The sequence below is a fragment of the Actinomadura harenae genome, from assembly GCF_003696215.1.
Classification (GTDB): Bacteria; Actinomycetota; Actinomycetes; order Streptosporangiales; family Streptosporangiaceae; genus Spirillospora; species Spirillospora harenae.
The window spans coordinates 60396-73701 of the sequence record NZ_RFFG01000040.1; the positions used below are offsets into that span (position 1 = coordinate 60396).

The 13306-nt window shown below is 73.5% G+C and carries 11 protein-coding genes and 1 pseudogene; 2 read left to right on the forward strand and 10 right to left on the reverse strand.

Going from position 1 to position 13306, the window contains the following annotated elements; translation table 11 throughout:
- Positions 1–61: 61 nt before the first annotated feature.
- The 8 genes from EBO15_RS22325 to EBO15_RS22360 all read right to left on the reverse strand — a co-directional run bounded on the left by EBO15_RS22325 (position 62) and on the right by EBO15_RS22360 (position 9449).
- Complete coding sequence (locus tag EBO15_RS22325; protein WP_122196372.1) at positions 62–1405, reverse strand: FAD-dependent oxidoreductase; 1344 nt, start codon at positions 1403–1405, stop codon at positions 62–64.
- A gap of 49 nt (positions 1406–1454) precedes the next feature.
- The gene (locus EBO15_RS22330; protein WP_122196373.1) at positions 1455–2936 is read right to left on the reverse strand and encodes an amino acid permease; all 1482 of its coding nucleotides are present in this window, start codon (positions 2934–2936) and stop codon (positions 1455–1457) included.
- A 206-nt stretch (positions 2937–3142) separates the two neighbouring features.
- A complete protein-coding gene (locus EBO15_RS22335; protein ID WP_122196374.1) occupies positions 3143–5233 on the reverse strand; it encodes a 3-hydroxyacyl-CoA dehydrogenase NAD-binding domain-containing protein in 2091 nt (696 codons plus the stop codon).
- Entirely contained in the window at positions 5230–6432 is a 1203-nt protein-coding gene (locus tag EBO15_RS22340) for a thiolase family protein (RefSeq protein ID WP_122196375.1), read from the reverse strand. The genes EBO15_RS22335 and EBO15_RS22340 overlap by 4 nt, the downstream gene beginning before the upstream one ends.
- A gap of 147 nt (positions 6433–6579) precedes the next feature.
- Positions 6580–7284, reverse strand: a complete 705-nt coding sequence (locus EBO15_RS22345) for a DedA family protein (protein ID WP_122196376.1) — start codon at positions 7282–7284, stop codon at positions 6580–6582.
- Positions 7285–7330: 46 nt separating this feature from the next.
- The gene (locus tag EBO15_RS22350; protein ID WP_122196377.1) at positions 7331–7966 is read right to left on the reverse strand and encodes a phosphatase PAP2 family protein; all 636 of its coding nucleotides are present in this window, start codon (positions 7964–7966) and stop codon (positions 7331–7333) included.
- A 117-nt stretch (positions 7967–8083) separates the two neighbouring features.
- On the reverse strand, positions 8084–9052 hold the full coding sequence (locus tag EBO15_RS22355) for a M56 family metallopeptidase (protein WP_122196378.1): 969 nt from the start codon (positions 9050–9052) through the stop codon (positions 8084–8086).
- A gap of 28 nt (positions 9053–9080) precedes the next feature.
- Positions 9081–9449, reverse strand: a complete 369-nt coding sequence (locus tag EBO15_RS22360) for a BlaI/MecI/CopY family transcriptional regulator (RefSeq protein WP_233616359.1) — start codon at positions 9447–9449, stop codon at positions 9081–9083.
- 185 nt (positions 9450–9634) lie between these two features.
- Between EBO15_RS22360 and EBO15_RS22365 the strand changes: the two genes are divergently transcribed.
- Positions 9635–11467: an AMP-binding protein gene (locus EBO15_RS22365; RefSeq protein WP_122196379.1), complete on the forward strand. Its 1833-nt coding sequence runs from the start codon at positions 9635–9637 to the stop codon at positions 11465–11467.
- 107 nt (positions 11468–11574) lie between these two features.
- A complete protein-coding gene (locus tag EBO15_RS22370; protein WP_122196380.1) occupies positions 11575–11937 on the forward strand; it encodes a hypothetical protein in 363 nt (120 codons plus the stop codon).
- A 46-nt stretch (positions 11938–11983) separates the two neighbouring features.
- On the opposite strand, the gene efeU is transcribed toward EBO15_RS22370, so the two are convergent.
- Entirely contained in the window at positions 11984–12844 is an 861-nt protein-coding gene (efeU, locus tag EBO15_RS22375; protein ID WP_122196381.1) for an iron uptake transporter permease EfeU, read from the reverse strand.
- A gap of 149 nt (positions 12845–12993) precedes the next feature.
- Positions 12994–13306 (reverse strand): annotated as a pseudogene (locus EBO15_RS44370) (ribonuclease D); the annotation flags it as partial.

Here is a 13306-nt window from a genome sequence, read left to right on the forward strand (position 1 = left end):
GCCCGGGCCGGCCGTTTGGCGTTGCTCACCCGAAACGTCCCCGGCCCCGCGAGGCGCGTGGTCAGGTGGCCCGGCAGGCGGCGCGCATGGCGTCCCAGCGGGCGAGCTTGACGCGTTCGCCGCGTCCCAGGGAGCGGGCGAGGGCGATCTCGGCGGCGTCGAGCCGGAGCCAGTCGTCGTAGCGGACGGCGGGCGGCTCGCGGCGTTCCAGCAGGTCCTCGATGGTCCCGGCGGGTTCGGTGCGGGTGCCGCCGAGGTCGGCGAGCAGGTTCCGGACGGTCTCGGCGGCGTCGGACCGGTTCGTCCCGACGACGCCGGTCGGGCCGCGCTTGACCCAGCCCGCCACGTACTCGCGGGGGAGCGGGGAGCCGTCCGGGCCGAGGACGCGGCCGCCGTCGTTCGGCACGACCTTGCTGCGCTCGTCGAACGGCAGCCCGGCCAGGGGAACGCTCTGGTACCCGACCGAGCGCAGCACCATCCCGACGGGGAGGTCCTCGAACTCGCCGGTGCCGGTGACGCGTCCGTTCTCGTCCAGGCGGGTGCGCTCCAGGCGCAGCCCCTCGACCCGGTCGCCGCCGAGGATCTCGGCGGGCGCGCGCCAGAACCGCACGTCGATGCGGCGCGGCCGGTCGTCGGGCGCGTCCGCCCAGCCGTTGAGGACCTTGACGTTCCCGCGCACGTGGCGGTCGCTCTCGGCGAGCGCGGCGCTCGCCGCGTCCAGGTCCAGGTCCCGCGGCGGGACGTGCACGGACGCCTCGTCCAGCGTGCCGAGCTCGCGCAGCTCCTTGGTGGTGAACTTGGCGTGCGCCGGGCCGCGCCGCCCGATCATGTGGACGCGCCGCACCCGGCTGCGCGACAGCGCGTCCAGGACCTGCTCGGGCACGTCCGTCGGGCGCAGCTCGTCCACGGTCCGGGCGAGGATGCGGACGACGTCGACGGCGACGTTCCCGACGCCGATGACGGCGACCTCCTCGGCGTCCAGCGCGAACGCGTGGCCGGCGGCGTCGGGGTGGCCGCAGTACCAGTTGACGAAGTCGGTGGCGGCGAAGCTGCCGGGCAGGTCCTCGCCGGGGACGTCCAGGCGCCGGTCGACCATCGCGCCGGTGGCGTAGACGACGGCGTCGTAGCGTTCGAGCAGCTCGGCGCGCGACACGTCCCGGCCGAGCTCGACGCAGCCGAAGAACCGCACGCCGGGCCGTTCCAGGACGCCCCGGAGGTACCCGGCGATCGACTTGATGGACGGGTGGTCCGGCGCGACGCCGTACCGCACGAGCCCGTACGGCGAGGGCAGCCGGTCGAACACGTCCACGCGGATCCCGTCGCCGCCCTGCTTGAGCAGGGCCTCGGCCGCGTACAGCCCGGCCGGACCGGAACCGACGACCGCGACGCGCAGGTGTCCCGTCATGCGGGCCATTGTGCCCACGCCGCCGCCGAAAGCGACAGCGTGAGCGCGGTCACACCTCGGAACGTGCCGTCTGGAGCCGGGAGTGGGAGCGCCCGTAGGTGAAGTAGAGGACCGCGCCGACGACCATCCAGGCGAGGAACCGGTACCAGGTCTCGACCGGCAGGTTCAGCATGACGAACAGGCAGGCCAGGACGGACAGGGCCGGGATGAGCGGGACGAGCGGCGTCCGGAACGCGCGCGGCAGGTCGGGCCGGGTGCGGCGGAGGATGACCACGCCGACCGACACGACCAGGAACGCGAACAGCGTGCCGATGTTCACGAGCTCGGCGAGCTTGGCGAGCGGGATCAGCCCGGCGAGGACGGCGACGACGCAGCCCATGATGAGCGTCGACCGGTAGGGCGTCCCGAAGCGCGGGTGGACGGCCGACAGCCAGGCGGGGAGCAGGCCGTCCCGGCTCATGGCGAAGAACACGCGGCTCTGCCCGAGCAGCAGGATCAGGACGACCGTGGTGAGGCCCGCGACGGCGCCGATGCTGATGATCGTCGCGAAGCCGGGGTGGCCGACGGCCTTGAACGCGTCCGCGAGCGGCGCGGCGATGCTGAGCTCGCTGTAGTGCTGCATGCCGACGACGACGAGCGAGACCGCCGCGTACAGGACGGCCGTGACGACCAGTGAGCCGAGCAGCCCGATGGGCAGGTCTCGCTGCGGCAGCCGCGCCTCCTCGGCGGCCGTCGCGACGATGTCGAAGCCGATGTAGGCGAAGAAGACGATCGCGACCGCCGCGAAGATGCCGGGCCAGCCGAAGGACACCGGGGTGACGCCGAACAGCGCCTGGACGAGCGGCGTCGCCGCGCCCGCGACCGTGGGGGTGGACCGCGCCGGGGGGATGAACGGGTGGTAGTTGGCGCTCTTGACGAAGAACAGCCCCGCGACGATCACCAGCAGCACGATCGACACCTTGATCGTCACGACCACGACGTTCACCCGCGAGGAGATCTTGACGCCCGCGACGAGCACCCCGGTCACCAGCAGGACGATCAGCACCGCCGGGACGTTCAGCACCCCGCCGCGGCCCTGCCCCGGCGGGTTCAGCATCGCGGCGGGCAGGTGGATCCCGGCGCTGGCCAGCAGCGAGTCCAGGTACCCGGACCAGCCGACCGCCACCACGGCCGCGCCGAGGGCCAGCTCCAGGATCAGGTCCCAGCCGATGATCCAGGCCGGGAACTCGCCGAGCGTCGCGTAGGAGAAGGTGTAGGCCGAGCCCGCCACCGGGACGGTCGAGGAGAACTCGGCGTAGCAGAGCGCCGCGAGCCCGCACACCACGGCGGCGATCAGGAACGACAGGGCGACCGCGGGCCCGGCCTTCTCGCGCGCGACCTGGCCGGTGAGGACGAAGATCCCGGTCCCGATGATGACGCCGACGCCGAAGACGAGCAGGTCCAGCGCGCCGAGGTCCCGGCGGAGCCGGTGCTCCTTGACTTCGGTGTCGCTGATCGACTGCTCGACCGACTTCGTCCGGAACAGGTCCACCTGGCGTCCTCTCAGTGGCGGCGGCATGGGCGCGGCGCGTGACACAGAGGTTTTAGGGGGAATCCGGGCCTGCCAGGCCCCGGAGGCGTCCGGGATGCCCAATGAGAACGCGAAAATGCCGTCCCGATGGTTCGGGACGGCATTTCCGTCGTCACGGCGGCGCGGTCACGGCGGCGCCGATGCGCTCGCGCCGCTCGGCTACCGCGTCAGGCGGGCAGGGACGCGACGCCCGGCTCGAGGAAGCGGCGGCCGGTGACCTGCTCGGCGATGCCGCTGCGGTCCAGGTACGGGGTGATCCCGCCCAGGTGGAACGGCCAGCCGGCGCCGAGGATCATGCACAGGTCGATGTCCTCGGGGGCGGCGACGACGCCCTCGTCCAGCATGAGGCGGATCTCCTCGGCGAGGGCCTTCAGCGCCCGCTCCAGCACCTGCTCCTCGGTGGAGGTCTCGCCGCCGCCGCCGAACAGCTCCACGGCCTCGGGGTCGATGGTGAAGTCGGGCAGGTAGACGCCCCGCTTCCCCTCGGCCACGAACTTGGCGAACTTCTCCGACAGCGGGAACCGCTCCGGGAACGCGCCGTGCAGCGTCTCGTTGACGTGCAGCGCGATCGCCGGGCCGACCAGGCCCATGAGGACGAACGGCGGCATCGGCAGGCCCAGCGGGTTCGCGGCGCGCTCGGCCGTCTCGATCGGGGTGCCCTCGTCCACGGTCTGGATGATCTCCGCCATGAGGCGCAGCAGGATCCGGTTGACCACGAACGCCGGGGCGTCCTTGACGAGCACGCAGGACTTCTTCAGCTGCTTGCCGACCGCGAACGCGGTCGCGAGGGCCGCGTCGTCGGTCTTCTCGCCGCGGACGATCTCCAGCAGAGGAAGCACCGCGACGGGGTTGAAGAAGTGGAAGCCGACGACCCGCTCGGGGTGCTTCAGCTTGCTCGCCATCTCCGACACCGACAGCGAGGAGGTGTTGGTCGCGAGGATCGCCTCGGGGGAGACGTGCTCCTCGACCTCGGCGAACACCTTCTGCTTGACCGACATCTCCTCGAACACGGCCTCGATGACGAAGTCCGCGTCGGCGAAGGCGTCCTTGGTCAGCGAGCCGCTGATCAGGGCCTTGAGCCGGTTGGCCTTGTCGGCCGAGATCCGGCCCTTGCCGAGCAGCTTGTCGATCTCGCCGTGCGCGTAGCCGACGCCCTTGTCCAGGCGCTCCTGGTCCAGGTCGGTCAGGACGACCGGGACCTCGAGGCGGCGCGCGAACAGCAGCGCCAGCTGCGAGGCCATCAGGCCCGCGCCGACGACGCCGACCTTGGTGACCTTGCGGGCCAGGGCCTTGTCGGGCGCGCCCGCCGGGCGCTTGGCGCGCTTCTGCACCAGGTCGAACGCGTACAGCCCGGCGCGGAGCTCGTCGCTCATGATGAGGTCGGCGAGCGCCTCGTCCTCGGCGGCGAAGCCCTCGTCGCGGGTGCGGTCCTTGGCGGCGGCGACCAGGTCCAGCGCGCGGACGTAGGACGGGGCCGCGCCGTGCAGCTTGCCCTCCAGCGTCCAGCGGGCCATGTTGACCGCGTCGTCCCACGCCTTGCCCTTGTCGACCTCGGCGCGCTTGACCTCGATCTCGCCCGTGAGGACGCGGGCGGTCCAGATCAGCGACTCCTCGAGGAAGTCGGCGGCGTCGAAGATCGCGTCGGCGATGCCGAGGTCGTACGCCTGCTGGCCCTTGAGCTGCTTGTTCTGGGCGAGCGGGTTGTCGATGACGACCTTGAGGGCCTTCTCGGCGCCGATCAGGTTCGGCAGCAGGTAGGTGCCGCCCCAGCCGGGGACGAGGCCGAGGAAGGCCTCGGGCAGGCTCATCGCCGGGACGTTGCGGGAGACCGTCCGGTAGGTGCAGTGCAGGCCGATCTCGACGCCGCCGCCCATCGCCGCGCCGTTGTAGTACGCGAACGACGGGACGTCCAGCTCGCCGAGGCGGCGGAACACGTCGTGGCCGAGCCTGCCGATGGTCAGCGCGTCCTCGCGCCTCCCGACCAGCGGGACGCCCTTGAGGTCCGCGCCGACGGCGAAGATGAACGGCTTGCCGGTGACGCCGACGGCGACGATGTCGTCGCGTCCGGCGATCGCGTCGATCGCGGCGTTCAGCTCGGTCAGGCCGCCGGGCCCGAACGTGCTGGGCTTGGTGTGGTCGAAGCCGTTGTCCAGCGTGATCAGCGCGAGCGTGCCCGCCCCGAACGGCAGCTGGACGTCGCGGACGCGGGCGTGCGTGACGACCTCGTCCTTGAAGATCTCGGTGATGTCGGCGCTCACTTGTCGCCCTCCCAGTTCACGTTCTCCCAGAGGACGGTGCCGCCCATGCCCATGCCGACGCACATCGTGGTCAGGCCGTAGCGGACGTCGGTCCGCTCCTCGAACAGCCGCGAGAGCTGGGTCATCAGGCGGACGCCGGACGAGGCCAGCGGGTGGCCGAAGGCGATCGCGCCGCCCCACGGGTTCACGCGCGGGTCGTCGTCGGCGATCTTGAAGTGCTCCAGGAACGCCAGCACCTGGACGGCGAACGCCTCGTTGATCTCGATGAGGCCGATGTCGTCCATGGTGAGGGAGTTGCGGGCGAGCAGCTTCTCGGTCGCGGGGACCGGGCCGACGCCCATGACCTCGGGCTCGACGCCCGCGAAGGCGAAGTCGACCAGCCGCATGCGCGGGGTGAGGCCGAGCTCGCGGGCCACGTCCTCGGCGGCGAGCAGGCAGGCCGTCGCGCCGTCGTTCAGGCCCGCGGCGTTCCCGGCGGTGACGTTGCCGTGCACCCGGAACGGGGTCTTGAGCTTGGCGAGGTCCTCCATGGAGGTGCCCGGCCGCGGCGGCTCGTCCTCGGTGGCGAGGCCCCAGCCCTTCTCGGCGGAGCGGATCGCGGTCGGTACCAGGTCGGGCTGGATCTTCCCGGCCTGGTAGGCGGCGGCGACCTTCTCCTGGCTGCGGACGGCGTAGGCGTCCGCGCGCTCCTTGGTGATCTGCGGGAACCGGTCGTGCAGGTTCTCCGCGGTCGTGCCCATGACCAGCGCGGACGGGTCGACGAGCTTGTCGGCCAGGAAGCGCGGGTTGGGGTCGACGCCCTCGCCCATCGGGTGCCGGCCCATGTGCTCGACGCCGCCCGCGAGGACGACGTCGTAGGAGCCGAAGGAGATTCCGGCGGCGGTCGTGGTGACCGCGGTCATCCCGCCCGCGCACATCCGGTCGATGGCGTAGCCGGGGACGCTCTTGGGCAGGCCCGCGAGCACGGCGGCGCTGCGGCCGATGGTCAGGCCCTGGTCGCCGGTCTGCGTGGTGGCGGCGACGGCGACCTCGTCCACCCGCTCCGGCGGCAGGGACGGGTTGCGGCGCATCAGCTCGCGGATGGCCCGGACGACCATGTCGTCCGCACGGGTCTCCGCGTACAGGCCCTTGGGGCCCGCCTTGCCGAACGGCGTGCGGACGCCGTCCACGAACACGACGTCACGTGCGGTACGAGGCACGGGTCGCCCTCCCTCGGAAGGTGGTTACTCACTGGTAACTCGCCATCCTACTCGTGGGTAATGCCCCTCCGCGTCATCGACACCGCGCCCCGGCCGGAATCGTGGCCTGAATCTCAGTGGGCGGGCGCGGAATCCCGGTGGGCGGGCTCAGCGAGGGGTCCGGTCGCGGGCGGCGTCGTCCTGGGACGCCCCGGCCGGGGCGGTCCGGCGGGCGCGCCGGGCGCGGACGAACTCGATCACGAGCGGCAGCAGCGAGAGCGCCACGATCACGGCGACGATCGGCAGCAGGTAGGTGTCGACGTTCGGGATGGACGAGCCGAGCGCGTAGCCGCCGAGGACGAGGCCGACCGTCCAGACCAGGCCGCCGATGACCTGGTAGAGCGTGAAGGTCGCGGCCGGGACGTCCAGGGCGCCCGCGAGCGGGTTCAGGACCGTCCGGACGACCGGGACGAACCGGGCCAGGACGATCGCCCGGCCGTGGCCGTAGCGGGCGAGCAGGGTCTCGGCGCGCGCGAGGCCCTCGTGGAGGTGCCGGTTCCGGGTCCGGGCGAGCAGGGCCCGCCCGCCGCGGCGTCCGAGGAGGAATCCGGCCTGGGCCCCGGCGAGCGCGCCGGCGACGGCGGCGGCCAGCACCCACGGCAGGGACAGGTGCGTGGTGCCGTGGGAGCCGGTGGTGCAGAGCAGCCCGGCGGTGAACAGGAGCGAGTCGCCGGGGAGGAAGAAGCCGACGAGCAGGCCGGTCTCGGCGAACAGGACGACCGTGATGCCCAGGGCGCCGAAGGCCGCGAGCAGCGACCCGGCGTCCAGGATGTTGACGGCGTGGGGCAGGGATCCGGCGATGAGTGTCGGCATACCTCAAAATCTACATGCTTGTAGATTTCGAGTGGCGCCGCCGCGCCTAGCGGGTGCGCAGGCGGGCGGCTCCGGCCGGGATGATCCGGTCCAGGACCTTGACCAGCAGGAAGGCCCCGGCCGCCGAGACCAGGCCGCCCACCAGGAGGCCGACGACCACGTCGTGCGGGTAGTGGACGCCGATGTAGACGCGCGAGGCGGCGATGACCAGCGCGTTGAGCACGGCGATCGCGGCGAGGAGGCGTCCCGTGGCCGTGCCGAGGAGGTGCGCGGCGGCGAAGCAGACCGCGACGGCGGCGGCCCCGGCCAGGACGGCGTGGTTGCTCGGGAACGAGTAGTCCGAGGTGCCGGGGCACGAGGTCGCGATGTGTACCGTGGGCATGGCGCGGCACGGCCGCTGCTCCTGGATCACCGACTTCAGGACGCTGCTGATCACGAAGGCCACGACCATCGCGCCGGGCACCCACAGGGCGATGGCGGCGGTCCGCAGGTCCCGTCCGCGGACCTGCCACCAGACCAGACCGGCGAGGACGGCGAAGAGCGCCAGCCCGTAGTCGCTCCACCAGTTGACCAGGCCGTTCAGCCCGCCCGTGTGGTGGGACACGCCGACCACCGCGCGGTACAGCCCCGCGTCGAACGCGTCCCGCCCGGCGAGCGCCGCCGCCGTTGCCTTCTCGATCACCCGGACCTCGATCCCGTGAACTCACGCCGAATCAAATCTACATCTATGTAGATTTTATTGGACGTCAGAGTAACCGAGACCACTGCTCCGGGGGCCCGGTTCGCGAGGAAGGACGGATCAGTTCGCGGCGGCCTGGGCGTGCTCGACCAGAGCGTGCAGGTCGGACGCGGCGTCCTGGGCGGCCAGCAGGGAGACCAGCGCGAGCCCGACCAGGACCGCGATCAGCAGCGGACGCCGCGCCGGAGGCGGCTCCAGCAGCGCCGCCACCCGCCGGGGCAGCGGCCCGGGCCGCCGGCCCAACCGGCGCGCACCGAGAGGGCCCACGCCCAGGCCGATGCCTATGCCGAGGGCGGCGGCCGGGTGGCCGAGCCGGGGACGCCGGTTGTGGGCCAGGGCGGCGCGCCCGATGGCCTGCGCGGTCTGCGCGCGGTCGTCGATCGTCGCCGCGGCCCGCTCGTCCGCCCAGCGCTCGGTGGCGAAGACGACCGCGGAGCGCAGCGGCCAGAGCAGCGGGTTCGCCGCGACGGCGATCGCGGTGAGCGCCCGGAACAGGTGGTGCCGCCCGGCCAGGTGCGCCCGCTCGTGCGCGATCAGCGCGTCCCGCTGCGCCGGGGTCAGGACGTCCAGCATGCCGGTGGTGACGACGACGCGTCCGGGGCGTCCGGGCAGGGCGTACGCCTCGGCCTCCGGATCGTCCATGATCGCGAGCAGGCCGTCGCCGGGCAGGGACCGGGCCGTCCGCGCGGACGTCGCCAGCCGGTACCCCTGCCGGACGGTGACGCAGGCCACCGAGACCAGGCACGCCGTCAGCAGGACGGCCGCGACCGTGCCGAACGCCGGGTCGGTCTCCGGCGCGCGCCGGAGCACGGCCTCGGACATGTGCCCGAGCGCCGCGATCGGCGGCAGCCGCAGTGCGCCGCCCAGCGCCGACACCGCCAGCGTGGCCAGGCTCGCCACCGCGAGCGCGACGGCCGTGCCGGTCAGCAGCCAGGCCGCCGTCCGCGGCGCCAGGCGCCCCGACAGCGGCCTCGCCGCCACCGCGACCACCAGCGAGAGCGCGGGCGCGAGCAGGACGTCCGGATCCATCACCGCGCCTCCGTCCGCCGCGGGGTGATCATTCGGGACGTCCTTCGAGGAGGTCGCGCAGGAGGCGTTCGTCCTGGTCGGAGAGGGTGTCGACGAAGCGGGCCAGCACCATGTGCCGGTCCGGGCGCTCCTGGAGGGCCTGGTGCATGCGCCGCGCGACCAGGCCCGGCTCGTCGCTGACCGGCGCGTACCGGAAGGCGCGCCCGGCCTTCGCGCGGACGAGCAGGCCCTTGTCGTGCATGCGGGTCAGGATCGTGACGACCGTGGAGTACGCGAGCTCGTCGGCGAGCAGCCCCTGGACCTCGGCCGTGGACAGCGGCCGTCCGGCCCGCTGGAGCACCGCCATGATCTCGGTTTCGAGCGCGCCCGACGCGCGCCGTCCGTCCGCACCCGCCAACGCGGCCACCTCCCGGGATCGGATCCGCCGGCTCCTGCCGGTCGACCTCGATCCAGTCTGCCACGCGGTCCCGGACGCCCCACCCCGGAAACCCGGACGTTCCGGACGGGCGGCCGCCCCGGACGTCCCTTGTTCCCCTCCACCCCGCCGGTTACCTTGACGGTGACGCACCGAGGAGGACGCCGGTGACGCACGCGAGGCCCGCCTACCGCCCCGGTCTGCGCCGGAGGCTCGGGCACGCGCGCGACCTGACCGGCATGCTCCTGCGCACCGGCCTCATGGCCGGGCCGCCGCACCGCGTCCTGTCCCAGATCGGCGCGCTGCGCACCTGGGGCACCACCCTCGCCGGGCTCCTGGTGGCCGCCGCCGCCCGCATCCCCGACCGGGTCGCCCTCGTCGACGACGAGGGCGAGCTCACCTTCGCCGAGCTGGACGACCGGTCCGCCCGCCTCGCCGACGGACTCCCGATCGCCGGGCCGCGCCCGCGCGTCGGCCTGCTGTGCCGCAACCACCGCGGCCTGGTGCTGTCCCTCGTCGCGTGCAGCCGCCGGGGCGCCGAGGTCGTCCCGCTGAACACCGGTTTCGGGGCGGGCCCGCTCCGCGCCGTCCTGTCCGAGCTGCGCATGGACCTGATCATCGCGGACGCCGAGTTCGAGCCGCTGCTCTCCGCCGTCCCGGTGGCCCTCCGCCGCCGCGTCCTCTGGTCCGACCACGCCCCGTCCGCATCCCTGTCCCAGCCCGGGACGACCCTCCTCGCGGCCCCCACACCCACCCCCGCTCCGTCGGCATCCCGAAAGCTGCCGCGCGGCGTGGAGCCGCTGCCCGGGCCGCCCGGCCTCGCGGTGCCGGAAGGGCGCGGATCGCCGCCCGGCGCGGGCCCCGGACGGCCCGGAGGGCTGGCGGCGACCCCGGCGGCGACGATCGGGGCGATCATCGAGGCGACGCCGTCCCGGCCGTCCGGGCCGCCGCAGGTGCACAGCCGGACGATCATGCTCAGCTCCGGCACGACGGGACGGCCCAGGGGAGCGCGCCGTCCGCCCCGGCCGGGGCTGTGGCCGCTGGCGTCGATGGCCTCGCGGATCCCGCTCCGGTCCCGGCAGACCATGATCGTCGAGGCGCCGCTGTTCCACATGTGGGGGTACTCGGCGCTCCAGATGGCGTGGGCGCTGCACGCGCCGGTCGTCCTGCACCGGCGGTTCGACCCCGAGCGGGCGCTCGCCGCCGTCGCCGCGCGCCGCGACACCGTCCTGTTCGCGGTCCCGGTGATGCTCCAGCGGATCCTGGACCTGCCCGCCGAGGCGCGCGCCCGGCACGACGCGTCCACGCTGCGGATCGTCGCCGTCAGCGGGTCCGCGCTGCCCGGCGACCTTGCCGTCCGGTTCATGGACGCGTTCGGCGACCGCCTCTACAACGTGTACGGCTCGACCGAGACGTCCTGGGTGTCCATCGCGACCCCGCGCGACCTGCGCCTCGACCCCCGGACGGCGGGACGGCCCCCCGCCGGGACGTCCCTGTCGATCCTGGACTCCGGCGGACGGGCGGTCCCGCGCGGCGAGACCGGGCACATCCACGCCGCGAACGAGCTGCTCTTCGAGGGGTACACGGGCGGCGAGCCGCTGCCCGTCCGGGACGGCCTGCTCGCCACCGGCGACCTCGGGCGCGTCGACCGCCGCGGGCTGCTCTTCGTCGCGGGGCGCGCCGACGGCGTGATCGTGTCCGGCGGCGAGAACGTGGTCCCGCGCGATGTCGAGGACGCCCTGCTGCGCATGCCGGAGATCCACGAGGTGGCCGTCGTCGGCGTCCCGGACCCGGACTGGGGGCAGCGCGTCGCGGCCTACGTCGTCCCGCGGCCCGGCGCCCGGATCGACGCCGCCGCCGTCCGCGCGCACGTCCACGCCGAGGTCGCCCGGTACGCCGTCCCGCGCGACGTCCACCTGGTCCGGAGCCTGCCGCGCAACGCGACCGGCAAGATCGTCCCGCACCGCCTGGCCCCGCCCGGGACGCCGCCCCGCACGTGAGGCGCGGGCTCCCGCGACGAGGTGGCCAGGGGCCGCGGAGGCCGGGCAGAATAGGGACGGCCGGGCTCTCCGGCCGTCCTGCCGAGTGCGAGGGGTCGGACGTCGTCATGCCGCTGCCGGGTCCGCTGCGCCGGCGCTGCCGGGAGTTCCTCGGCGGCGTGGTGGAGATCCGCTACGCGTTCCCCGCGCTGAGCCACGGCGGCGGCGCGGGCTTCCTGTTCGTGGTGACCGACGAGCGGATCACCGTGCTCTGCACCGGCGCCCTGAGCCGGACGCGCCCGAGCGGCGTGTGGGGCAGCTACCCGCGCGAGCGCCGCATCGGCCCGGTCGAGACGGGCGCGGGCGCGTCCTTCGAGTTCGCCGGGACGTTCTTCGAGGTGGACGACGAGTACGTCCCGGTCATCAACGCGGCGGACGCCGAGGTCTTCGACCCCGGCATCCTGCCCCGCGACCCCCTCCCCGACCTCTGAGGGCCGGGGAGGGCGCCGGGTGCCGGGCTCAGGCTCAGGCTCAGGCTCAGGCGGCGGACTCGGAGGCGGGCTTGGCCGGGACGGGCTTCGGGCCGCCCTGCGGCCGCAGGAAGAAGCCCATGACCACGACCAGGTACAGCGCCCACATGATCAGCTGGAGCGCGGTGATCTGCGGCGTGACGTTCAGGACGCCCTGGAACGCGGTCTGCAGCCAGTCACCGGCCGTGCCGAACTTGGCGAAGAACGTGTGCGGCTCCAGCCAGACGGTGTGCAGGCCGGGAAGGACGTCGGCCTCCTGGAGGTCCTTGAAGCCGTAGCCGAACACCCCGGCCGCGACCACGATCAGCGCGCCGCCCGTCCAGGCGAAGAAGCGCTTGAGGTTCAGCCTCAGGCCGCCCCGGTACAGCAGGTACCCGAGGACGACGGCGCAGGCCAGGCCGAGCATCGCGCCGAGGATCGGCTGCGTCGAGCCCTCGGACGAGCTGGTGATGTTCGTCCACAGGAACAGCGCGGTCTCCAGGCCCTCACGGCCGACCGAGAGGAACGCGACCGTCCCGAGCGCGACCGGCCCGACGTTCAGGGCGCCCTCGAGCCTGCCCTCGAGTTCCTTCTTCATGAACCGCGAGGTGCGGCGCATCCAGAACACCATCCAGGTGACCAGGCCGACCGCGATGATCGACAGGATGCCGCCGAACAGCTCCTGGGTCTTGAACTGCATCTCCGAGGACGCCGCGGACAGCACCAGCCCGAACCCGACGGACACCGCGACCGCCGCGCCGATGCCGATCCACACCGGCAGCAGGGCCTCCCGCCGCCCGGTCTTCACCAGGTAGGCGATCAGGATGCTGACGACGAGGGCCGCCTCGAGCCCCTCCCGCAGTCCGATGAGGAAGTTGCCCAGTAGCATCGCCACGCTCCTCGGGGGTCGGGCCACGGGACGGGTTCCCTGCGGCGAAACCAGGATGCTTAGGCAAAGCTAACCTAAATCCCGACTCGTCCCAACAGGGAGCCCCTGTGATCTGACCCCGGCGGTGAGGTTCCGGCGAGAGGTTCCGGCTAGAGCTCTCCCCACGCCCTGGCCAGCGGAGGCACCACCAGCCCGATCTGCCACTCCCGCGCGCCGAGGCCGCGCAGGGCGTCCGCGAGGGGCTCGGCGGCGACCGGCCCGGACGGCGGCGCCCACGACAGGCGGCGCACCGCGTCCGGCTGCATGAGGTTCTCGGCCGGGACGGTGTACTGCTCCGACAGCGTCGTCACGACGGCGCGGGCGGCGGTGAGCCGCGCGGCGGCGGCCGGGTCGCGCTCGGCCCAGCGGTGCGCGGGCGGCGGCCCGTCCCCGGGGAGGTTCGCCTCGGGCAGTCCCCGCTCG